The sequence below is a fragment of the Xanthocytophaga agilis genome (genome assembly GCF_030068605.1).
GTDB classification, from domain to species: domain Bacteria; phylum Bacteroidota; class Bacteroidia; order Cytophagales; family 172606-1; genus Xanthocytophaga; species Xanthocytophaga agilis.
This window is the reverse complement of the sequence record NZ_JASJOU010000007.1, coordinates 20,867-45,702: the sequence shown is the minus strand read 5'-3', so window position 1 is coordinate 45,702 and position 24,836 is coordinate 20,867. Positions and strand designations below refer to the sequence as shown.

General features: G+C 41.2%; 12 protein-coding genes. 9 read left to right on the top strand and 3 right to left on the bottom strand.

Translation table 11 applies throughout. The features are described 5' to 3' along the window. Positions 1-1,800: 1,800 nt before the first annotated feature. From QNI22_RS19965 to QNI22_RS19945, 5 genes are all read left to right on the top strand, one after another. Positions 1,801-3,765, top strand: a complete 1,965-nt coding sequence (locus QNI22_RS19965; protein ID WP_314513377.1) for a LamG domain-containing protein — start codon at positions 1,801-1,803, stop codon at positions 3,763-3,765. 60 nt (positions 3,766-3,825) lie between these two features. Further along, positions 3,826-5,508, top strand: coding sequence for a leucine-rich repeat domain-containing protein (locus QNI22_RS19960; protein WP_314513376.1), 1,683 nt, complete (start codon positions 3,826-3,828; stop codon positions 5,506-5,508). A 65-nt stretch (positions 5,509-5,573) separates the two neighbouring features. Beyond that, positions 5,574-8,894 carry an RHS repeat domain-containing protein gene (locus QNI22_RS19955; protein WP_314513374.1) on the top strand — a complete coding sequence of 1,107 codons (3,321 nt, stop codon included), beginning with the start codon at positions 5,574-5,576 and terminating at the stop codon, positions 8,892-8,894. Between the two features lie 117 nt (positions 8,895-9,011). Continuing rightward, positions 9,012-13,199, top strand: a complete 4,188-nt coding sequence (locus tag QNI22_RS19950; RefSeq protein ID WP_314513372.1) for a DUF6443 domain-containing protein — start codon at positions 9,012-9,014, stop codon at positions 13,197-13,199. Between the two features lie 13 nt (positions 13,200-13,212). After that, on the top strand, positions 13,213-13,716 hold the full coding sequence (locus QNI22_RS19945; RefSeq protein WP_314513370.1) for a hypothetical protein: 504 nt from the start codon (positions 13,213-13,215) through the stop codon (positions 13,714-13,716). A gap of 240 nt (positions 13,717-13,956) precedes the next feature. Here the strand turns inward: QNI22_RS19945 and QNI22_RS19940 are convergent, their stop codons facing one another. After that, a complete protein-coding gene (locus QNI22_RS19940; protein WP_314513369.1) occupies positions 13,957-14,376 on the bottom strand; it encodes a secondary thiamine-phosphate synthase enzyme YjbQ in 420 nt (139 codons plus the stop codon). A 116-nt stretch (positions 14,377-14,492) separates the two neighbouring features. After that, positions 14,493-15,923: an alpha-L-fucosidase gene (locus QNI22_RS19935; protein ID WP_314513367.1), complete on the bottom strand. Its 1,431-nt coding sequence runs from the start codon at positions 15,921-15,923 to the stop codon at positions 14,493-14,495. A gap of 454 nt (positions 15,924-16,377) precedes the next feature. Between QNI22_RS19935 and QNI22_RS19930 the strand changes: the two genes are divergently transcribed. Next, positions 16,378-17,985 (top strand): class I SAM-dependent methyltransferase, encoded by a 1,608-nt coding sequence (locus QNI22_RS19930; protein WP_314513366.1) that lies wholly within the window; start codon positions 16,378-16,380, stop codon positions 17,983-17,985. 480 nt (positions 17,986-18,465) lie between these two features. On the opposite strand, the gene QNI22_RS19925 is transcribed toward QNI22_RS19930, so the two are convergent. Then, on the bottom strand, positions 18,466-19,983 hold the full coding sequence (locus QNI22_RS19925) for a malate:quinone oxidoreductase (RefSeq protein ID WP_313986582.1): 1,518 nt from the start codon (positions 19,981-19,983) through the stop codon (positions 18,466-18,468). Positions 19,984-20,883: 900 nt separating this feature from the next. Here QNI22_RS19925 and QNI22_RS19920 point away from each other — a divergent pair. The 3 genes from QNI22_RS19920 to QNI22_RS19910 all read left to right on the top strand — a co-directional run bounded on the left by QNI22_RS19920 (position 20,884) and on the right by QNI22_RS19910 (position 24,823). Further along, positions 20,884-23,148 (top strand): S9 family peptidase, encoded by a 2,265-nt coding sequence (locus tag QNI22_RS19920; RefSeq protein ID WP_314513365.1) that lies wholly within the window; start codon positions 20,884-20,886, stop codon positions 23,146-23,148. A gap of 31 nt (positions 23,149-23,179) precedes the next feature. Beyond that, entirely contained in the window at positions 23,180-24,619 is a 1,440-nt protein-coding gene (locus QNI22_RS19915) for an APC family permease (RefSeq protein ID WP_314513363.1), read from the top strand. A 63-nt stretch (positions 24,620-24,682) separates the two neighbouring features. Then, on the top strand, positions 24,683-24,823 hold the full coding sequence (locus QNI22_RS19910; protein WP_314513361.1) for a hypothetical protein: 141 nt from the start codon (positions 24,683-24,685) through the stop codon (positions 24,821-24,823). Positions 24,824-24,836 lie beyond the last annotated feature (13 nt).

Here is a 24,836-nt window from a genome sequence, read left to right as displayed (position 1 = left end):
TCTATTTACCATAGATGGCGTAATTGGGTTGGTAATTCAGTTAGCAGTTCTCTGTAGCTTTGGATATGGGTTGGTATATTATTCTTATCGTGTCCCATATCTTTTCTGGAAACAAAGAAAGTTTCTGGCGCAAGCGTCCACTCAATGCTGTCACCTTAAGAAAACCACTCAAACTACCTCTCCTGTCCTCTTGTAAGGATCTCGTGGCAAGGTTAGCGGCCTTTCCGACTAGAGATGATTTTTTCTCTCATAATCCAAACGCAACTCTATTTGTCACAAGATTCTTTCAGAAGGACAATAAAGAAATATGAAAAAAAGAAATACACTCCCTTACCTTGACAGCATGGAGCGGACGCTGCGTTGGTAGGTAAGACCCTGTTTGAGTACTATCACATAGCTGAACTTGGCTCAATTTGTCCCAACGTAACAAACGTTGCTGTCATTCTGGGTTCGAACCAGCGTCTTTCTTTTCGAACAAGTACCTTTTCCCTAAAAACCTCATTTTCACAAAAGCTATGGGACAAGATAAGGTATATTATTAGGGCCTTCATGTTGGTAGAGTGCATCTTCAGGGATAGCTCGGTTAAAGTGCGATTCAAAGTCGGATCGTACAGTAAAATCTGCGTTTTTGTTGATATAAGGCTGGCAGAGGTATGCTGGATAAATACATGCAGCATACTTGTAGGGACATGATTCACTACTATTATGAATTTTGTGCTGAATATCCACTTATATGTACAAATACAGCCTTCTTGTACCCCCATTCCTTTTACAAAACTTATTCATTCATTTCTATAGAATACTATCCCAATAGAATTATCCTTGAGAGGTAACCAATTGTAGTTACTTATACAGCATACTCTATGTAAGATAACTATCCAGGTTAACACCTTTGAAAGTAGAAGATCTACTTACTCCAATATTTTTTGAGCAGATTTATTACAGTGTTGAAAAATATATTTTCTGTTGAGTGTAATCAGACCATTGGTTTGTGTTCCATATTTTGTTTGGCTAACTATCTAGCAATGAGATTTTTGTTGTTTTGTGACAAAGCTACCCTTTTACTGTGATGGTTTCTTGTCGAAAAAAATGTCAGCTGTAAAAGAAAAAATGTTTACTATTCTTTCATTTTAGAATTAATAGTCCTCTCTTTTTAAGCACCAGATAAGTTTATCTCAAATATTACATTGTAGAGAAAATCTGTTTTTAGTGTAGAATAGCTGCTGTAAATTTGTCTCTCCTATAACCAATAACTCAAATACATCCATAAAAACGGTTTTATCACTACTGAATTTTATTTCTTTCCTATGAAAGAAATGACTGATAAATCCTGGTATATCTCATTTATCCCTGTAAAAAATCAATAAGCTCCACCTATGTAAGATTTCTTCTTAGCCTATTCTGCAGGAATGGGTTTGACGTTGAATAAGAGATTGAGTTATCCTGATTAACTGGTGTTCTTACCTATCACTTGTTCTGTCAATGTCCAGTATATGGTTATTCCTGTGTTGGTAATCTGACTAGCTCTTTTCTCTGTTGTTTTCATCGCCTGTTCTATTCAATTCTTATATTCCATTTATTAGTATTTCTTGTATTGTATTATTTAAATGTATTTTTGTATGATTTATATTTATAAATATTTTTCATGATGAATGTTTATGATAGGGCGTATTTGGTTATTAAAGATATAATTGGATAGGAGGTATCTTACTGGATAGCGGAGTGCACAGTAATGATGATTATTTTTTTTATCATTTTTAGTAATATATGTGTTTAATTTTAAATCAGTTATATAATAAAATGAACTACGTGTACTTTTATCGTTTTTGTATTTGCCTTGTTATTAACCTGGGAATTGTTGTGAACCTAAATGCCCAGAATATTACTACAGGTTTAAAAGTTTACTGGAATATGGATGACAATCCAGTAAATAGCCCACTTATAGATCAGACAGGTACTTATTCGGGTACCATAACCGGAACTACCCCTGCTTCAAGTGCAGGCAAAGTAAATTCTTCTCTGGAGTGGGTATCCAATCAGGGATGGGCTGCCGCTGCCAGTGGCTGGAGCTGGAATCCCGCTACTACTGGTTTTACTGTTTCTTTTTGGGTGAATCCTACTTCCTACGGAACCAATATGACCCTGGCAGGAGCTATCAATGGATGGAACGCGTTTCTGTTTCATTCGGATGCCACAGGAGGTTTGTGGGTAGGAACCGATGTGGCTACACGAATGGGGACACCTACAAACATAGCAGCAGGAACCTTAGCCTTAAATCAATGGCAGCACTTTGTGTTTACTTATTCGGCTGGGACAGGAAAATTGTACAAAAACAGTAATCTAGTTGTAAGTAAAACGATGACGGCTCCTGTAGCCTGGACTGGCTTTTTTATAGGAAGCACTACAGCGGCCAATGCCATACGGGGTAAAATAGATGAGGTACGATTATACGAAAGAGCCTTGAGTGAAGCAGACATTTTTAATTTATATGCTTATCCGAGTACTCCTGCAGCTTACACCTGGAATGGATCTGTCAGTACAGACTGGAATACAGCTGCCAACTGGACTCCTGCAGGTATCCCTTCTACCTATGATGATGCAGTAGTCAATTCCTGTACCACCTGTCCTAAACTGGCTACCACTACAACTGTAAAAAATCTGACACTGAATACAGGGGCTAAGTTCGATATTGGTACCTATACACTAACTACCTTACGGGATCTGCAAATCAGAAGTACTTCTATTACCAGTAATGGAGGAAGGCTGACATCTTTGCTTTTCAATCAACTTTATCGGACTACTGTAACCGGTGATATTACACTGGAGCGAAACGGATCAGGAACCGGAAATTGGGCAGGAGGAAATACCTTTAATGGAAATACTACCATTCTCAATAGCCCGGGAGGCAATGGTATACTCCAGACTGCCAGCTCGGAAAGTGATTTCTTTAATGGGAATCTGACAGTTACGAATAATGCCTATCGGATTTATTTTGGCTATGGCAATGCCAACCCGATTCCACTTGTTACTGTTACAGGAACAGCTACCTTCAATCAGAATGCATGGGATTTTTTTGTGATAGGGGGAGATAACCTGCTTTTTAAGGGAAATGTAGTGGTAAATCATAATTCTGTAGGTCCAATCATAATCTCTAATGGTCAAAAAGGATCTGCAACCTTTGAACAGGCAGTGATTTTAAATATTAATAATATAGGCGCAACCACGTATGGAAGTTCCATTTATCTAGGATATGATAACAATAATAAAAGCGGAGGAGGAACTCGGTATAACCGATTTTATGGCCCTATTACTATTTCCAATAATAGTACTTCCAATACAAATATAAGCCCGGTGGAAGTTCGTTTTGGAGATTATGCGTCACCCGTTTCGTGTATTTTTATGCCAACTGCTTCATTAAATATTACGAAATTTCTCAAGGGCAATTTAGCTTTCGCCAACTGTCAATTCCAGACAACGGCAATGACAACAATAGATCTATCTTCAGGGGGAACAGAAACCAACACGGGGACGCTTATTTTCGATAAACTAACCTCTTTCATAGGACCTGTTACAGCCAAAACTCCACATATTAAACTGAATGGTTCTACTTTCAACTCCGATGTGACGATCACTAAAACAGGTAGTGGTACAGATGTAAGTAATGGCGGTAATATCTTCAGGAAGCAGGTGAAGATCACCAATCAGGCTCCGGCTGGCTCTCAGATCAACATGGCTACCGTATCAGATGATGTGGTACAACAATAACGTATTCCAAACAGCCACAAGTCTATTTACTACTCATTGCACTCTAAATCTACTATTTATATGTTTCGACGCATTCTGCCTCTGGGATTGCTTGGAGCAAGTCTGTTCTGTGTAAATCCACAGACTCTCTCTGCCCAGTCAAAGCAGTCACCAAAACAAACGATCACTAAAAGTCAGGTTGCGGATCAACCACAGGCTGAAAAAACACTTACAGATAGTTTGTCTGTTCAGGAAGGAGTCTATACCGATCTGAAACAGGCATTGCGTCATCCCCAAAAGGTGAAAGTGCTCGTATTGTCTCAGATCGATTCACTGCCCTCTTCCGTTGGCAAACTTACTAATCTGAAAGTACTTCAGATTAAAAACAGCAAACTGACTCAACTGCCTGCTTCGATTGGCAATCTCAATCAACTCGAAGAGCTTCATTTGTCAGGCAATCAACTTAAAAGTCTGCCTTCTTCTGTGGGCAAACTTAAATCTTTGCAAGTGCTCAATGTCGAGTCCAATCAACTCACCCGCCTGCCTGATTCACTGATGGCTTTGCCTAAACTGCAGGTGTTGAAATTGGCTAATAACCAGCTCAAAACTCTGGGAGCACCCCTGGAAAAGTTTTCTCATGTTTCAGAATTGGAACTCAGAGGTAATGCCTTAGGCAATATACCTCTTCGCAAAGAAGAACTGGCTAAACTGCCTGTGTATACATCGATTGAAGAAGCGCTGAAAAATCCTTCGCAGGTGATGCGTCTGGAACTGAGTGGATTGAAAGAGGTACCATCTTCGATTGGTTCGTTTGCCAATCTGAAAGAATTGAATCTGAGCAATGGCTATCTGCAATCGGTGCCTTCTTCCATTTCTGAATTAAAAAGTTTGCAATCGCTGAATCTGACCAATAACCAACTATCCACTCTGCCTTCAGAGATTGGCGATCTGAGCAGCTTGCAAGAGTTGACACTGAGTCTGAATCCGATGGAAAGACTTCCCGAACAGATTGGGAAGCTGGGTAATCTAAAAGAGCTGACAGCCATGCAAACTAAACTAACGTCTCTGCCAGAGAGTGTAGGTAATCTGAAAAGTCTTCAGCAGTTGAATCTGCATGGCAATCAGCTTTCAGCTCTGCCAGAAAGTCTGGGAAATCTAAATAAACTGGGATCACTCGATATAGGCAGTAACGCCTTGAAGGGACTACCTTCTTCACTGGGCAATCTGAAAGAGTTGACCCGTTTTTCCGCATCCGGCAATAGACTGGAATCCTTGCCTAAAGAACTGGGTAATATGGATAAGCTTACTTCGCTGAATCTGACAGACAACAAACTGACACAGTTGCCCGAGTTAGGCAAGTTGAAAAACCTGGAAAGTTTACAATTGTCACAAAACAAGCTGAGTGCTTTACCCGAAAGTTTAGGTGAGTTGAGTAAGCTCAAGCAGTTGAATCTGAATCAGAATGGACTGGCTTCTTTGCCGGAAAGCCTGGGAGGATTAAGCCAGTTACAGGGATTACATCTGGATAAAAATCAGTTAACATCCTTACCTGAAAGTGTAGGCAAACTGACCAATCTGAAAAGCATTGGGCTGGAAGGTAATCCGTTAGAGAAGCTGCCCGATGGCTTGGGAGAGTTAAAGCAGTTGGAAAGTTTTCGATTGGATACTTCTCTTTTATCTCAGACAGAGCTGAGCAAACTTCGCCTGAATATGTCCAAAACATTAGTTCCTGAATGGGTCACCAGAGGGTGGGGAAATAAATAAGCTATTTAGTATACTATTATCCAAAATATACCTATCAAACCGAAAAGCTAACGAACTTTACTCATATGCGGTATTTAATCTACTTTATATTATTGAGTGCATGTATTGGAACACTGCAGGCGCAGACACCAGAATATACTACAGGAATAAGAACCATAGCCCCACAACCTCCTAATGCAGGTAGTTTAGGAAAGTTTGGTAATATCCCTGTGAGCTTACATACTGGAGTACCCAATATAAGTATTCCTATTTTTGAAATTAACGTGGGTGGAATAAATCTGCCTATCTCCTTGAATTACCATAGTGCAGGCTTTAGGGTCAATGAAGTAGCCTCCAACGTAGGATTAGGATGGTCTCTTTCTGCTGATCCTCAGGTTTCCCGTAACATGGTAGGATTGCCAGATGAGGATAGTTGGGGTTTTCTAAATAATCCTGATCTAACAGATAACGGAGCTACTATTAATCAATACTATACAATGTATTATGATGTTTACAGAGGAAATAGAGATATAGAGCCAGATCAGTTTTCTTATAATTTAGTAGGTAGTAGTGGCAAATTTGTGTTTCAGAAAGATAAAAGTATTTTTCAAATTCCTTTGAGTGATAATAAGATTACCAAAAGAACAGAAGGTGGTTTTCTTATCACAACTAATCAAGGTGTAAGCTATACTTTTGACCAAACAGAAAGAGTTTCTCAAGATTCTTATGCTGCTGGATATAATAGGCAGATTCTTCCATATGTAAGTACCTGGCACGCTTCCAAAATTACATCTGCAACAGGTGTTGATGAAATCTCATTCTCATATACACCTGATTGTGGTCAGTCATTCTATTATACAACCAATTATTCTACAGCCATTGGGGCTAAAGCTCGGGTAACCGGACCTTGCCATCCAAAGGAGGAAGTGCTTATGTATGGTGAACCTAATACTATTACTTCCTCAATGGAAAGATACAGCTTTCAAGCTTTGAATGTAAGTTCGATAGTATTCAAAACTGGAAAAGTAGATTTTCTCTATGAATGTGACAGAATTGATTTCTCCTTAGCTGCAAGATTAAAAGAGATACAGGTATTCCAAAAAACAGCAACAGGATATACTCTGATTAAGAAGGTAGTTTTAAGTCATACTTATTTTTCTTATCCCAAACCTAGTGATGATCCTATTAACTTTTTCCGCAATTATGATCGATTGCGTCTTGATCAGGTGACAATTTATGGTTCGGATCAGACAACTCCTCCACAGGCTTACACACTTACCTATGAAACCACACAAATGGCTCCAGTGAATAATAATGGTCAAGACCGATGGGGATTTAATAATGGTGCTACTGACAATGTTACCTTAATGCCTGTTACTGAGACGGTTCTAGGCGGTAGGTATTATAAGTTTGGCAACGCGAATAGATCGTCCAATCCTACTATGATGAAGGCTTGTATGATTAAAGAAATTAAATATCCTACAGGAGGAAAAACTGTCTTTGAATTTGAGCCCCACCAGTTTGAGATGGAAGAGCCAAAGGTTGAAAAAAAGACATTTAGTGCAGGTGCTTCAGGATGGCATCCAGGCAATGTTAATTATAGTATGACAGAGTTTACTGTTGCTGAAGATGAACCCTATGCTAAAGATGCAACCATTCAGTATTATCTTTCACCCTATAATGTCACTGGCATCGTAGAGCGTCCTTATATAAAAATTGAAGATGTAACAACTGGTGAAGTTGAATCTATTGGCCATGCAAACGCCTCGGAGACAGTTAGCTCTGGTCAATGGCCTATTTTGTGGCCATTGGTACCTGGACATACGTATAAGATTCATGCCTCTGTATCAACAGATCCTAGCAGGCCTACAACTCCACAAGTTCAAGCTGTTACTGTAAATGCTACTATTCAGTATGTTTCAGACACAAAACAGAAAGATATACGCTCTGAAGGTGGATTGCGGATTGCATCTATTACCAATTATGATCATAATGGTAACTTTATTAATAAAGATTTGTATAAGTACGGACAGAAAGAAGATGGTATTGGTAAATTACTTACTACCAGCTACGCTATTTATATCAATTATGCTAATGTTAAATTTAGAACGGGAAGTGAATGGTCTCAAGATGGAGCATTATGTAGTAGCTTATGTGATTATTACTCTACGAGCTCGCCTGCTCGAACTTATCAGTCTTCTAATCTAATTCCTATTTCACAGATGAGTGGTAGTCCTGTAGTATATGACTATGTCACTAAATATCAGGTTTCGGAAAATGGTGGTAAAAATGGAAAACAGGTTTCTCAGTTTTCGGTAGAACCGGATCAGTCACTTGCTATTCCTGCTGAATTTAATGCATTAGGTCAGTTTTTCGTATCCAATGCATGGAGGTCAGGACTTTTGCTGGAGGAGCAAAGTGGCAAAGTCGAAAATGATGTTTTTAAACCTATTACTAAGGTAAAGAACAACTATGTGCTCAATCGTCAAACTTCGTTTTCAAACACTAAATTTCAGATGAGATACAGCCACAGTGGTTGTTTAACGCAAACGCCTGGTGCTGTATCAGCGGATTTTGTTTTCTTTACTTACCCAATAGAGAGTGGTTATATGTTTTTGACCTCAAGTGAGAAAAAAACAATTGACGATCAGGGTAATGAAAATACTATTGTAGAAAATTTTGACTATCAAAGTCCTTCCCATCTGAATTTAACACAGAAAACCTCTACTAATAGTAAACAGCAAACCATTGTAGAAACATTCCAGTATCCACATGAGAAAGCTGCGACAGAATCCATTTATCAGAAAATGGTCAATCGTAATATGACAGCTTCTGTGATAGAGGCTAGCAAAACAATCAATGGTAACCCGGTTAGCCGTACCCGTATTACCTATACCGATTGGTTTTCAGATAGCAAGCTGATACAGCCTTCCCTGATTGAACAACAGTTAGGAACAGGACCACTCGAAGCGAAAGTCCATTTCAATGGCTATGATGCCAGTGGCAATTTGCTTGAACAGGCCAAAGATGGAGATATTAATAGTGTATATCTGTGGGGATATAATAAAACCTATCCTATTGCTGAAATCAAGAATGCTACCTACAGCGAAGTACTCACTGCTTTAGCGGCTCAGGGAGTTAGTGAAGCCCAGCTCAATGCACTTAGTGATGAAGCAGCGATTCGTGCTACCTTAACCACCCTTCGTACTCATTCCAGTATGACAAATGCACTCATTTCCATCTATACCTATAATCCGCTGGTAGGTGTGACGTCGGTGACTGATCCCAATGGGGTAACAACCTATTATGAGTATGATGCTTTTCAACGTTTGCAGACAGTGAGAGATCGAGTGAATAATCAGCCAGGAAACCTGCTCAAATCCTATCAGTATCATTACAAAGAGTGAGTTGTAACTAAACTAGTACTATAATCCGATAATCTCCTCGATCTGGAAAATAGATTTTTTCAGATCGAGGGCTAGATCGGACATATCCATACATACGAATCTTCTATCTAACACTATATGCGAAATCATTTTCAATGCCTGGCATTGTTCTTTCTGACTACGCTAGCTGGCAACCTACCATTATGGGCACAGACGCCAAGTTCTTCTCAGAACTATGTGCAGTCAAGCACCTTTCGAGGAGCCAATGGTACACAAGCGGTCACTACTATTGACTATGTGGATGGACTAGGACGACCTATCCAATCGGTGCAATACCAGGGGGCATTGCCCAGACCAGGGCAGTCAGTATCTAAAAGAGATGTGGTTACTTCGATAACTTATGATGCCTTTGGCCGGACGGATCGTACCTACTTGCCTACTCCGGTTACAACTGCTACCGGAGAACTGGTTAGCGATCAACCTGCACAGGCCGTTAGCTTTTATGGAGAAACTAATGCTTTTGTACAACCTGTCTATGAGGCGTCTCCTCTCAATCGGGTACTTAGCCAGTATGGGGCAGGGGATGCCTGGCGGACAGCCGACAGACCAGTAAAGACACAGTATCTGGTCTCTGCTTCCAGTGACAATGTGCGTTTGTGGACGGCTTCCGCTGCCAGCGGTATCAACACGGCTTCACTGGCTTCTGCAGGCTTTTATGCTGGTGGAGAATTATTCAAAACCCAGATTATGGATGAAAATCAGCATCTGGTCATTGAGTATAAAGACAAGGAAGGGAAGGTTGTTCAGAAAAATGTACAGGATGGAGGTACTGCTTCAGCTCCTACCTGGATGGTCACTTCCTATGTGTACAATGATCTGGATCAACTGGTATTTGTCATTCCGCCTAAACTCTATGCTACCAAAGTGGAGATAACAACAGCCGCCGTGAGTTTGAGCGAAGCCGTTGACAGTGAACTTTTATTTGCGTATCATTATGATGATAGAGGGAGAGTAATTGAAAAGCTGGTACCGGGTGGTGGCTGGACACAGATCATTTACAACAAAGTGGATCTACCTGTTCTGACTCAGACTGCCCGCCAGGCAGCAACCAATAAATGGACTTTTACCAAATACGATGTCTTCAGTCGTGTTGTACTTTCGGGCGAAATGACACTTACCAGTGCACTTACCGATCTGCGATCTGCGGCTGCGAGCAGTACCCCATTTGAATCTCGTACAGGTTCTGTGTTTGGCTATACCAATAATGCCTATCCTTCTGTAACAGATACACAGGTGAATTTAGTTAACTACTATGATGACTACAGTTGGACAGTCCCTGCTTCAATGGCTTTTACCTCCTTCAACAGTTTGATACAACAATCTGCCCGCGGCCTGGCTACCGGTTCAATGGCTCGGTTGCTGGAACAAACTGAGTTTGGAAATCAGATGTTAACCAGTGTTACGTACTATGACGAGAAAAACCGTCCGGTGCAGACCTATTCTCAAAATCCCTTTGGCGGACAGACCCGAACAGACTTAACGCTCAACTTTGTGGGAGAGGTGATGAGTAAAAAAGTAATAAGTCAGTACAATGATGGCAAGCCTTCCTATACCGTAGTGACTGAATATAGCTATGATGAGATGGGGCACAAGGTTCAGACCAATCATGCCATTGGACAAGGTAGCACTACTCCTCAAGCATTGACCTTGGCAACCTATGAGTATGATGAGTTGGGCAGACTGGTGCGCAAAAATATCCAGCCAGGAACCTATAATACCATTGAAGCCACCCAGTCTACGTCTCAGCTTGTGCGTGATGCACTGCTGGAAGGAATTGTCGAAGACAGGGCTGGAAAGATTACCTTTAAAAAAGGGTTTGTCATTGCTGGGTCAGGAACAATCTATAGTGCAGAGCCCATGGCTCCTACCACAGGTACAACCACGGCTTTGCAGAAGATAGATTATACCTATAATATCCGCAATTGGCTGACAAGTGTCAATCAGGGAGCACTCAATGCCAATGAAAATGATTTGTTTGGCATGAGGCTCAATTACCAGGAGGATGGAGAAAGCTACAATGGCAATATCAGCAAACAAAGCTGGATCAGTCACAGTGTACGTAATCGTCCCAACCGGGTGTATGATTACAGCTATGATGCGGCTAATCGACTTGTGGCAGCAGCTTATTCAGGTGGCAAATACAGTGGAGAGAATTATTCACTGTCAGGTATGAAGTATGACAAAAACGGCAATATTGAGGCGCTGACCCGAAATGGCATGACAGGGGGCAAACTGATCTTTCCTACTTTTGGATCTACTAGTGGAACAAATGTAAGTGGCAATGTGATTGACAAACTGAGTTACACCTATCTGAATAATGGAAACAGACTACAGTCGGTCAGTGATGCCGTGACAAGTGCTATTCCGGATGGCGTAGGTGATTTTCGTAATCTAAGTACAGGCGTTGATTATGATTATGATGCGGAAGGAAGTTTGATCAAAGATCTTAACAAAGGCATTACTTCAATTACCTATAACTATCTGGGACTAGTAGAAACAGTAATTGGTAGTCAGAAAGTAGGAACTACAACCATTCCTTTTCAGATTAGTTATACCTATGACGCGACAGGTCGCAAGTGGCGAAAGAAAGCCTTGAATGTGACTACCCAGCAATCTGCTCTGACCGATTATGATGGAGAGAATGTATTTGAAACCGATCCAGTGAAAGGAACATCGAATGCGTTGAGCTTTATTGCCCATGAAGAAGGACGGGTGATTACAGATCCACAAAGTGGACAACTTGCCTACGAGTACCATTACAAAGATCATCTGGGTAATTTGCGGGTAGCATACCGTCAGCAACGAAGCCAGACCTCCTCGGCTCGTTTGACAATGGAACCTACTATGGCTGTTGAGGAAGAAGCGGCTTTCCAGAAAGTGAGTCTGAGTCGTGTGGCAGGACCCGCTCACAGTGGACGCTATGCAGCCAGACTGCTAGCCAAAACCGGACCTGGCAAAACCGTAAAGCTACAGGCAGGAGAAACACTCTGGGCCAGTGTGTATGGGTATGTGGAAGAAAAACAAACCAGACGCATCAACTGGATACCTGTTCCCATTATTGGGCAAGAGCCAACGGTAGCCGATGGCAAAGTACACAAAAAGCTGGCCTTAAAAGCAGGACTGGCACTGCCCTTGAAGTTTGGAAAAAAACAGACTGAACTGCCAGAAGCGTATCTACAGATAATTGCCAGAGACAGTTCAGGAAAAGTTTTATCTTTACAGACACAGAAATTAAGTAAGTCAGCCATTGGTAGTTGGGAGAAGTTGGAACTGGTCTATCAGCCTAAGGAAGAGCAGATCGTAGAAGTAAGTGTGGTTAACTCTTCATCCAGGGTATCTGCTTATTTTGATGATTTGACCCTGACACAGGAGCCACCTATTATTGTACAGGAGAATCATTATGATCCATGGGGATTGAATCTGGCAGGGATTGAAGTGCAGGGGAATCCTAATCATAAGTTTCAGTACAATGGGAAGGAAAAGCAGGAAGAGTTTGGATTGAACTGGATGGATTATGGAGCCAGAATGTATGATGCGCAATTAGGTAGATGGCATGTGATTGATCCTGCCTCTGAAGAAGAAGATCAAGAGTCATGGTCGCCTTATCATTATGTATACTGTGACCCTATAAGACATAATGATCCAGATGGGAAAACAGGAAATCCAATCACAGGTGCCTTGCAGGCAGTGGCTATCGAGTATGGCACACAAGTGATAGTTAATTTTGCTCTTGGTAAGGGTTTGAAAGAAGCTATTACTGATGTAGATTTGGCAGATATAGCGGTGGCCGGTGCGGTAGGTGCCTTAACATCAGGATTAAATGGCGGAGTCCAAGTAGCCGCTGCGTCAACTCGAATTGCCAAGGCCGTGCAATTGGGCAAAGCTTTGGCTCCTGAGATAATAAAAGCAAGTGTAGATGTCAAGTATGATAAAGATAAAAAAGGGATACAGGTGGAAACTGTAGGTGGAGTTGTTGGTAAAAAGAAAGATTTAAAAAACGCTGTCGTGGATGTTGTAGGTGGTCCAGGTGGTGGATTTGCTGGCAAACAAGCAGGTAAAGCTGTAAATCATATCTTGAACAAGGAAATAACCGCCGCTGCTAAAGCTATGAGAAAAGTACCTATTGGTGGTAAAAGCTATGTAAAACAACAGGCAAAAAAAGTCGCTGCTGAAAGTGAAATGAAAGCCAGAGAAACTGCGGTAAATATGGCGGCTGGTGCAACCTCATCGTACACTGGAGAACAAGCGAAAGACGCTATAAAATAATAAAAAGCGAAATATGAGAAGAAACACCACGATTTATTTAATAAGCTTTTTTTTAATCTCTTTATTTATCTATTCCATTCGAGAGCAAGGTAACGCACACGATTGGCTAATCAAGTATGGTAAGCGAACGACAGCAAAGGTTTCCATAAAAGGTAGTAACATAAAATATACCTACTTCGTTAATGGAAAGCCTTATACTCGTGTTACTTCCAAGCCTGCAGTTAGTTTGGAGACAGGTGAGCAATATGAGGTTCTGTACGATTCATCAAATGCAGATGAATCTATCATGCTGTTCGATAAACCAGCTATTTTAGACAAAAAGGATTTTGCTGTTACTTGGACCACAATGGTTGAAGAAGTTTCTATAAACGAAGCAATTCGCTTCACTTATCAAGTGGAAGGTAAAGAGTATGAACGTTATCAAAGTTTACCTTCTGAAGTAAAGTTCATAGAGAGCAAAGATTATAAGGTCTTGTATCAGAGTAAGAATCCAAAAGTAGCGTATATAGTTTGGTAATATACCTATTACCTACCACAAATTTTCATATTTTGGTGGATTCTGTATATGCTACAAAGTGCTAAGCCCCTGTTTCCAATGCAAGGGCATGTTTTGCAGAGCAGTATTTTGAGGTTTGTAGAAATGTTCTAGAAATACGAAAACTAATGAACTATAGAAGTTGCGTATTTATAAAGTCCTTATCTTGTTAGATAAGGACTTTATACTTTAAAGGATCTTTTGAACACTCTTTAAATGCAGTTACACTCCATACACAGTAATTACCAGTTTACGTGGAGTTGCTTCATCCCGATGCTCGCATAAGTAAATCCCCTGCCATGTCCCGAGATTTAACCGCCCATCCGTGATAGGGATAGAGACCGAGCTACCTAACATAGATGCCTTGATATGTGCTGGCATATCGTCTGGACCTTCATAGTCATGCTGGTAAGGTGCATCTTCCGGAACGGCACGGTTAAAGTGCGCTTCAAAGTCTGATCGTACAGTAGAATCTGCATTCTCGTTGATGGTCAGGCTGGCAGAAGTATGCTGGATAAACACATGCAACAACCCTGTACGAATCTGTTGTATTTCGGGAAGTTCGCGAAGTACTATATTGGTAATCAAATGAAAGCCTCTTTTGTATACAGGGAGTTTTATCGTTTTCTGGAACCAATGCATAACGCTGTTTTCTGGATTAATGTATTCACAAAGTTTGAAGAGGTGGTCTACACTGTTTTATAAATGCGTTAAACCATCTCTAAAAGATAAAAAATAATTCCTGTACAAAGCTTTGACTATTTTACCGCATTTTCCAATTTAAATGTCCAGGCATAGTCACAGGGAACCGTTGCCGGAGAAACAACCGGAGGAGTAAGCATCAGTTTATTATTCTGGAACGCTGCCTTGACCGGACCTGTGTATCCCAACATCGTAATCTTGGAAGGCAGCGCAACTCCTTCCAGTTCGATACCGTTTTCAGGCCATTTGGTACAGATTACATATACGTCCTTGCCTTTTGCTGTAAAGAATACATCCGGGATCTTTTTGGCAGGAGCAGCCGTCCACATACGGGTTCCATAGATAGCCTCTCCATTCACCTTAAGCCACTGGCCCATTTCTTTGAGTCGTTGTTGCATAATTACCGGAATGCGGCCATCGGCAGTAGGGCCAATGTTCAGCAGCAGACTGCCACCACGAGATACCTTATCGATCAGTATATGCACCAGTTGTTCCGCTGATGAGTAGTCTTCCAGATTTTCATTACGGTTATAGCCAAACGAACTCCCAATACCCCGGCATTCTTCCCAGTAACGGGGTAGAGAGCCTTCTGTTTGCGCCTTCTCATGTACCAGATCATATTCCGTTGTATAGATGCCCCCATGTTTGCTTCGGGTTTCTTTGCCCCATCGGTCATTAACTACTACATCGTTTTTTACCGGGGAGTCGTTGTATAGCCAAGCCAGAAACTCAGTGCTTTTCCAGGTTTCACTGGGATGGTCCCATTCCCCATCTGTCCATACAATATCCGGATTATAACGGGTTACCAGATCTTTTAACTGAGGCAGCATGTGTTCATCTACATACCGATTCACATCTGCCTTATAAAGAGGATTAAACCATTCATACAATGAGTAATAATAACCCATTCGCAGTCCTTTGCTTTTTACAGATTTGATCAGATCTCCTGCCAGATCACGGTGAGGGCCTACATCCACTGCATTCCAGTTCCATGCCTGCGCACTAGGCCATAGGGTAAAGCCTTCATGGTGTTTGGAGGTAAGCACCACATACTTGGCTCCTGCGTCCTGAATCACGCTGGCCCAGTCGTCAGGTTTGAAAAATTCAGCTTTGAAATCTTTAACAAAATCCTGATACCGGAAATCTTTGCCATAGGTACTGGTGTGGTACTTTACAAACAATGGATTCACTTTCGAGTTGGGATCAGTAAGCCGGTACCAGTACCATTCGGAATAACAGTCATAAATGCTGGCTCCATCTTTCGGAGTGGGTCCCCAGGATGGAACTGAAAACAATCCCCAGTGAATAAAAATCCCAAACTTGGCATCTTCAAACCAGGTAGGAATAGGCCGACTGTCTATCGAAGCCCAGTTAGCCTGGTACTTTCCGGTAGAAGTAGCTTGAGTAGTTTTGCTCTTCTTTTGCGCCTGGCTGGAAAAAGGAACTGCATAAAGAAGGATAAAAAGGAAGAGAAGCAATTTTTTCATGACTTTGACTGGTTATAATGGAATGTCAGTGGCTAAAATACTCTTTTTTCAGTGAAAGTGAGCACCTACTGGTTCGAACGTCCGTTCGGACCTAATTTGAACGCAGAATCCGTTCAATGTTGTCAACTTAAGCAAGTTTCTCTATTCATTCTTATTTATTTTATTGTCCTTCTGAAAGAAACTCATGACAAATAGAGCTGCGTTCGGTTTCTGAAAAACACATTCTAATGGGAAAGGCCGCCGGTCTTGCCACGAGTTCCTTTCAGGAGGACAAAATGGGGTGTGTTCTGAGTGGTTGCCTTAAGCTGACTGTTTTGAACGGACGTTCGAACTAGTAGTTACGTTCTACTAACTTACATCCTTACTTATCCACCTTTTCCTCAAAACGATTGTTTTTTTAACCAATAGCTAGTAATATTTCCGCAGATTCATTTACTCAATCCCTCTGTCTGCTATGTATTTACTTTTTCCTGGCCGTCACCAGCTACTCACCAACTTTCAGTTTAATTATCTATACAGAATTATTCAGGCAGGACTGTCTCAGGAAACGGATGCCAATGGGCAGCTTCTGGGAAACGACTTTGGACCTATTGATGCCATCATCTTTGCGGTAACCTCAGCCAATCACAGCCACACCCGACGCAATCCATTGCCTTTTCATTTGCGGGTATTGCAACTGGAAGATTTTTCAGATGATTTGCCTGTGCCTGCCTATATGTATGGAATAGACGAAGTAGGCGTATTGGAAAACTTTGCAGATTATACCATCAAACGGATCCGACATGAAAGCGATGGAATGTTTGATCTCACTCCACAAAATACAGTAGTCGTATGCTCAACACCTGTGATGAATATGTATGAGAAACTCGATTTCAGAGTCTTGCCTGCTGAGTTGTTAGATCGCCAGACCCAGCAGTTTGTAACAGGGCTGCCGTGGGATCTGGTAGAATATATTGCGAAGGCTGGGGATGCGTGGCTGACAGATCGGTATGTATTGGAGCACATGCATCCGGCATCTTATTCACTTTGGAAGAAATATAAACTAGGGGAGAAGGTGCAGATGTTGTTTCGGGATCGGATCATCAGTGATGATGGCGATATTACCACCACTCGTGACTATAACAGCTATGTACGGCAGATGGATGACATTGCAGAATTAAAGTTTAAAGAGACTGCACCCTATATCCGGCCTGGCCGAATTGGCGATATTGGGTGTGCAGTAGGTTCATGGATACGACTGGCTTGCCAGCAGGACCTGCTGCATGAATCCGATTTTTATGGCATTGAAGTGGCCCGTCATCTGTTTGATATTTGCCAGCAACGAAAGCACAATGGAGAGTTTGGCAACCCGTTCGTATTTTTTGCCCAGAAAAACGCTGTTACAGGATTGGTCTATGAGAAGAACTCCATGCATACTATTAACACCTCTTCCCTTACACATGAAATCGAATCCTATGGCAGCAGAGAAGACCTGCTTACATTTATCCGAAACCGCTATGAAGAACTGGCTACTGGCGGTATCTGGATCAATCGGGATGTAGTAGGCCCTGACAATCCGGATGAGGAAGTGGTTCTTGTCCTTACAAAAGAAGATGGACGAAACGATGATTGGGAAAGAGAGATTACAAACCGGGATGAGTTATCCGCTTATCTGCAGGGCTTGTCTACCTATGCCCGGTTTTTACGTTTTGCCAGAGATTTCCGTCATAAAGAGAATGAAGCCTTACACTATGAACTTTTGTCGACTGAAGAACATAAAAGCAATCTGCAGTTGTCTCTCCGTAATGCTATGGAGTTTTTGCTTAAGAAAGACTATACTGACAACTGGCAAAGTGAAATGCATGAGAAGTTTTGTTTCTGGACTTATGCTGACTGGGAAAAGGAAATGAGTAAAGCGGGCTTTTCCATTCTTCCTCAATCCCATGCTTATCAAAATGATTGGATTGTGAAAAACAGATTCACAGGCAAGGCAGAACTATTCAGCAAAACTACTGATGGGTTAAAACCTTTGGATTTTCCGGTTACCCATATGTTGTTTTTGGCCGAGAAACGGATTTTGTAGTTACACTTTGTTATCCTCAAGAAAGGAATTCTTATTCTTCATTGTTCTTCTGAATGGAACATTCCTTTTTTGCTCCTGTGAAAAGCACCTTCTTTTTTGTCTTTCTGAAAGAATCTTTCCTCTCAGTCGATTCCTCCCCTTTTGTCCTCCTGTAAGGAACTCGTGGCAAGACCGGCGGCCTTTCCCATTAGAATGTGTTTTTCAGAAACCGAACGCAGCTCTATTTGTCACGAGTTTCTTTCAGAAGGACAATAAAATAAATAAGAAAAAGACTTTTCATGAGGAAAAAGGGAATAGACCTTGCAGTAAGATAGAAAGAAAATAAATAATTTTTCCAGAAGGATAAAAAGGGGAGATGCTACTTTCTGGAAGAGAGGAATCTGATAGAATAAAACAAGAGGTACTCTATAAACACCAGAGCCTACACTTTTGAAAAAGCGTAGGCTCTGATTTAAATAAAATATATTCTATATAGCTTATTTAGCTAATTACAGTTTCAGGATTGTTTAAATCCAGTACTTCACTGGTTTGAGCCCGAATACTTTCAGCAAGTTCTTCATCTTTTGCCAATGAAAGGCCATAGGATGGAATCATTTGTTTCAGCTTAGTCTGCCATTCTTCGCTCATGATCTGTTGTTTGAAACAACGTTGAAGCATCGTAAGCATGATAGATACTGTAGTAGAGGCTCCTGGAGAGGCACCCAGCAGTGCTGCAAGACTTCCGTCAGCGGCACTTACCATTTCGGTTCCGAATTCCAGTACGCCACCTTTCTTTTCATCTTTCTTAATTACCTGTACACGTTGTCCGGCAATTTCCAGTTCCCAGTCTTCCATTTTGGCTTCAGGGAAGTATTCTTTCAGCGCTTCCAGACGATCTTCCGGCGACTGGCGTACCTGATCAATCAAATACTTGGTAAGAGGGATATTATGAATTCCGGCAGCCAGCATTGGACGGATGTTATTGATCCGGATAGAACGTGGCAAATCGAAGTATGAACCGTTTTTCAGGAACTTGGTTGAGAAACCTGCATAGGGTCCAAACAACAACGCCTGTTTGCCATCAATCATACGGGTATCCAGGTGAGGAACGGACATAGGAGGTGAACCTACGGCTGCTTTCCCATATACTTTGGCATGATGTTTCTTAATAATCTCCGGATTGGTACATTTAAGCCACTGTCCACTCACAGGGAAACCTCCGAATCCTTTTCCTTCCGGAATATCTGATTTTTCCAGAAGATGCAATGTACCACCTCCTGCACCAATGAATACAAACTTAGTCTTTAACGTTCTCTTCTGACCAGTACCCAGATCTTTTACCTTCACTTTCCAACTTCCATCGCTATCACGATCCAGGTCTTTTACATCATGGTTGAAGTGCATGTTTACTCCGTCCATCTTTTGCAACTGCTCAAACATACAACGTGTCAGAGCTCCGAAGTTTACATCTGTACCGATCTCCATCCGGGTAGCTGCCACTTTTTGTGAGCGGTCACGACCTTCCATGGCTAATGGAATCCATTCCTCGATTAGCTGAGGATCTTCAGTATATTCCATTCCCTTAAACAGGTGATTGGTTTGTAGTGCGTCGTAGCGTTTTTTGAGGTAATTAACGTTATCCTGGCCCCATACAAAGCTCATATGTGGGATAGTGCGTATAAATTCAGGTGCAGAACGAAGAAAGTTTTTTTCAACCAGATAAGCCCAGAACTGCTTGGACACTTCAAAAGACTCAGCAATCTTAATTGCTTTTATGATCTCAACAGATCCATCCGGAAGTTCTGGTGTATAATTTAATTCGCAAAACGCAGAATGTCCCGTCCCTGCATTGTTCCATGCATCGGAACTTTCTGCCGCCGCCACATCCAACCTCTCAAATATCTCAATAGTTAAATTAGGTTGTAACTCTTTAAGTAATACGCCTAGTGTGGCACTCATAATCCCGGCGCCGATCAATACAACGTCAGGTGATTTTTCTGAAGAACGACTCTTTTTCATAACCTCATTACGTAGAAAATGTATGGTCCTTGATAACGTAGCAAAAATAAGAACTATAAATTGTATTTTATTGTATTATTCCGTTGTAATAAATAAATTATCCTATTTGATTATCTCTGATATCCTATTTTACCTCACTAGGATTAATCTAATAAACAGAAGGTTGTATCAAACAAATAGAAATCATTTATATCATAGCTTAGTTATGTCTGGACTTATTAGGTAACCACCAGAAAGATAAGTATTCTTTACTAAGAATGGTTCCTTTTTAAGCCTATAAATGTTTTGTTATTATCTCCGCCTATTTTATGCTTAATCTGCATACATACTTACATCAAAAAAGTACAAAGTGGGCCTGCCAGCAGTAACGTGAGTGAATTATTATTTTCCAGAGATAGGGTAGTTAGTGGCCTATACGTAAGAATTACTAATCGAATAGTTGAATTAAATAATGTATCTGTTTAAAAGTCAGAGAGATATGTTTCTGTTGATACTATGGTAATTACTTGTTTTTAGGAGGTTTTTATTGGGTGTGTCAGTTGAAAATTTTGTAAAATTTCAGCTTTGTAAAATTAAGTGATTGTCTTTTCTTGATTTTATGGGCTAATATGTTGGTGATTGTTCTATTTATCAATATTGCATTAGGGTTTGTTAATTTTAGTGTCACAACTTTTCTGAATTGAAACTTACTTTTGATAAAGCTATATGAAATTATACAAGAGTACGAATCACTGAAATGTGAAATTTATAGCGAATCACAGGGCTTGAGAAAACCAGAACCTTTTGAGAAAGGCAGGAAGAATAAACCATGTCTTGATTATCAGTGAAATGTCAGGAGTTTTGATTTCATCTCTCAGCATTTTTGTAATGACTCTAACAACCACTTATCAATCCTAATCAGTGAAGAATTTTATTTTATCACTTGCTGGTTTGTATGGCCTGCTAGCTGGTAGTTCGGCTACATGCCAGATAACTAAAGCAGACTATACACGTGCAGAAAGTTTTTATCGTAAAAACATCAGTAAAAAGATTTTCCATCTGGAAGTGCAACCCCATTGGTTGACCGATGGATCAGGCTTCTGGTATCAGACTAATACCCGTGAAGGAGAGCAGTATTACAAAGTAAGTATTCCCGGATATCAGCGTACACTGGCATTTGATCACCAGAAGCTGGCTCAGGGATTAGCTGGTATAACAGGCAAAACGATAACAGCACAAAGTTTGTCAATCAGAGATCTGGAATGGAAGTCTGCTACTCAGATTATTTTTCAGGTTGAATCCAGGCGGTATGAGGCAGACTTGCAAACCTATCAGATTGTTTCTGCTCCTGCTACTCCAAAAACCTCCAGAGAAGAAAACAGAATAACATCGCCTGATGGCAACTGGGTCACATTTACCAAAGACCATAATATGTATCTCCAGTCTACAAAAGGTGGTGAACCTATTGCACTCACAAAAGACGGATATGATAATTATGCCTATGGTGAATATCTGTCCTGGGATGACATTCTGGTAGGCGAATGTCAGGCGCGTCCTGTACATTTAACAGCATCCTGGTCACCTGATAGTAAGAAAATCATGACGCAGATTCTGGATGTCCGCAATGCCCGGAAAATGCATCTGTTGGATTGGTCGGTTGATTCCCTGTATCGACCTCGGGTGTTGTCGTATTACCGTGGCTCTCCGGGTGATACCAATATCGTTCACATGATTCCGGTAGTCTTTGATGTCGCAACCAGGAAGATGGCTAAGGTTGCTGTTCCTCCATTGCCTTATTTTATCTGGAACTCGCTGAGGTGGAGTCAGAAAGGGGATTACCTGTATGGTTTGTATCACCATCGGGGGTATAAACAGATGGATGTAATAAAAGTTGATCCTGCTACAGGTAAAGTGACTCTGATGTGGGCAGAGATCAATGAGACCTTTGTGGAGGGTATGGATTTTCGCTTGCTGGAAGAGCATGGATTTGCTTTGCTTACTTCTGAACGCACTGGATGGAATCAACTCTATAAGCTGGATTGGACAACAGGCAAACTCAGTGCATTGACTAATGGGGCGTTTGTGGTAAAACAGATTGTTGAAGTAGATGAAAAACAAAAGCTAATCTACTTTACGGCTGCAGGCAAAGAGAAAGGTGCCAATCCTTATTTTGACTTTTTATATCAGATAAGTTTTGATGGCAACAACCTCAAGCTGCTTACACCCGAAATAGCCCACCATGAAGTAGTACTGTCACCAGAGAAAAACTTTTTTGTAGATAACTATTCCTCTGCTACTCAACCAACTGTTTCTGTATTGCGGGATTTACATACAGGCAATTTGTTGTCTAGAATAGATAGTGCAGATATCAAAGATTTGCTGGCTACCGGCTGGTATTTTCCGGAGGTGTTTGAAGCGGTAGCCCGGGATGGAAAAACCCCGATTTATGGAGCCATGTGGAAGCCTACCCATTTTAACAAAAAGACTCAATATCCTATTATTGATTATAGCTATACAGGTCCTCAAACCAATGTATTTCCCAATAGCTTTAAGAAAGCTGTATTTACCTGGAACCAGCCACTGGCAGAAATGGGCTTTATTGTCATGTCTGTTGATGGACTGGGTTCTGCCGGACGTTCCAAGGCCTTTCATAACTGGTCATATCGCAAGCTGGGGTATGGGCTGGCAGATCATGTGCTGGCTATTCAGCAGTTAGGGCAGCGATACAAATGGGTCGATACATCACGGGTTGGCATTTTTGGTCATTCTGCCGGTGGATATGATGCTGCCCATGCCTTGATGCAGTTTCCGGAATGTTATAAAGTAGCTGTTTCACAATCGGCAGACCATGACCACCGGATGGAGAAAGACTGGTGGCCTGAAATGTATATGGGCTGGCCTGTAGACTCCGCTTATCATCTGCAATCCAATGTGACTATGGCACCCCGTTTAAAAGGGAAACTGTTGCTGATTCATGGAGGTATTGATGAAAATGTGAACCCGTCTGCTACGTTCAAGCTGAGTGAAGCGTTAATCAAGGCAAATAAAAACTTTGACCTGTTGATCATACCCAGTGCTCATCATGGCTATCCGGAGGCTTATTCCCGTTATGTTGATCACAAACGCTGGAATTTCTTTATTCATCATCTTCTACATCAGGAACCCAAAGATGATATCAATGAATAACACAAACAAGCAACTTAAACTTACCACATATATGAAAGAAAAACCATTAGAAAACGGGTTTAAGCCCAGATTAGACCTGTTGGATGCTACTATGATTGTAGCAGGCTCCATGATTGGTTCCGGGATTTTTATTGTTAGCAGCGAAATTGCTCGTAATGTGGGAGGGGCTGGCTATTTGATTGCCATGTGGGTGCTTGCCGGAGTTGTTACCATCATTGCCGCACTAAGTTATGGTGAACTTTCGGCTATGTTTCCCAAGGCTGGCGGGCAATATATTTATTTGAAGGAAGCGTATAATCCACTGGTTGGCTTTTTATATGGATGGGCATTTTTTACAGTAATTCAAACAGGGACTATTGCTGCAGTTGGAGTGGCTTTTGCCAAGTTTACTTCCTATCTGATTCCGGTAGTAAGTGAAGACAATCATCTGATAGAACTGGGAGGATTACATATTACAGCGGCACAGCTAACATCTATTGGAGTTATTGTATTGCTTACCTTTTTAAATAGTAAAGGGGTAAAAAATGGTGTATTCATACAGACCTTTCTAACAATGGTAAAACTTATTTCATTGTTTGGGTTGATTGTTTTCGGCTTTATCTGGGGAGCTGATGCTGAGGTTTGGAATGCCAACTGGCAGAATGCATGGAAGCTCTCTGAACTGACGTTGACCAATGGAGAGATGATCCAATCTGCTGTAACAGGTGTGGCATCGCTGGGTGTAATAGCCATTGCCATGAAAGGAACCTTGTTTTCCAGTGACTCCTGGCACAACATCACTTTTATTGCGGGAGAAGTAAAAAATCCTCAGCGAAATATTGGGTTAAGCCTCTTTCTGGGTACAGTAATCGTAACTATTGTCTATGTACTAACGAATATCATGTATCTGGCTGTGGTGCCTATGCAGGAAATTGCTTTTGCTAAAAGTGATCGGATTGGGGTGGTAGCTGCCGAACATATCTTTGGTGCGAAAGGTACTATTATCATTGCCGTCATGATTATGATCTCCACCTTTGGATGCAACAATGGATTGATTCTGGCAGGAGCAAGGGTTTATTATACAATGGCAAAAGATCGGTTGTTTTTTGCGAAGGCAGGGACACTCAATAAACACCAGGTACCTGAATATAGTCTGTGGCTGCAATGTATCTGGGCTTCTTTGTTATGTCTGACAGGAAAATATAATGACTTGCTGGCATTGGTAATTTTTGGGGTACTTATTTTTTATGTGCTGACCATCCTGGGTATTTACATTTTACGTAAAAAACAGCCAGATGTCCCTCGTTCCTATAAGGCTTTCGGCTATCCTGTACTGCCTGCTGTATACATACTGGTGGCAACAGGTTTGGCTGTATTGTTACTGATTGTTGAGACCAGCTTTACCTTACCCGGATTGGCTATCATTTTGTTGGGTATACCGGTTTACTATCTGGTCATGAATAAGAAACAGAAAGAACGTGTAAATGCTTGAAGTTTATCTGTCTATATGTATAACCTCTAAGCAATAGATGAGAATGGAAAGACGGCTACTACTATGTTAAAAGAACTCCTGGCCGCTGGTAAGTCAGGAGATAAAGTACGATTATTCATGGCAAACCGATCTGGTTTATATGAAATAGAGGCAATTCTGAATCAGAAAAGCGAGAAAAGCTTTCAGATCACACCTAAACAGTAGCAGGCAGATTGCT